The following is a 692-nucleotide window of genomic DNA, read 5'->3' on the forward strand; positions in this document are numbered from 1 at the left end:
GTCCTTGGTGCGCTGGTTTTGAAATGAAATTGGAACTGAAAAATTAAGTATATCATTTTCTAACCAGAGTGCTCCATTATTGATTCTAAGTTCAAGAAAAAAAGTATCAATCTTATTGTAATATATCTCGTGGCTAATTAAATTTCCATAGAGCATTTGAACTGTTTTTTTTAAGGTTCTGTATTTTCTTTGATAGCTTCTTTATTCTTTTTTTCTCGAATAAATCAATTACACTTATCTTGCAATCAAGAGATATTGATATCAAGTGGGAGGTCCGTATCGCCAAAATCGAATCTCCCCCTATCCTGAAAAAATCGTCATTGGTCCCGACACGGTCCATCCCCAGCACCTCCTGCCATATCCTGCAAAGCTCAGCCTCCGTCTCGTTCACCGGGGCGACATACCCCTCCCCGGAAACCATCTCCGGATCGGGAAGCGCACTGCGGTCCAACTTCCCGTTCACCGTCAGTGGAAAGGACCCCATCCGAACAAGGGCAGAGGGAACCATGTACTCCGGTAGCATCCCTGAAAGGGCCTCCAGTATGTCCCTATCTTCCATCTCCGCACCGGGTTTCTCGGGGACATAGTACCCAACGAGGTACTTGACCTTGCCAGTGGAGGTCTCCCTTTCCCTGACAAGGGCACAGCTCTGCCCCACTCCGGGGACCCGGGACATCGCATGTTCGATCTCA

The 692-nt window shown here is 47.1% G+C and carries 1 protein-coding gene; it reads right to left on the bottom strand.

All coding sequences use genetic code 11. The annotated features are described in order from the left end of the window. Nucleotides 1-133: 133 nt before the first annotated feature. Nucleotides 134-692 (bottom strand): phosphopantetheine-binding protein (locus tag AACM45_RS20315; protein ID WP_339145040.1); only part of this gene is annotated, 559 nt, incomplete at its 5' end.

It is taken from the genome of Croceitalea sp. MTPC5, assembly GCF_036985505.1.
Classification (GTDB): domain Bacteria; phylum Bacteroidota; class Bacteroidia; order Flavobacteriales; family Flavobacteriaceae; genus Croceitalea.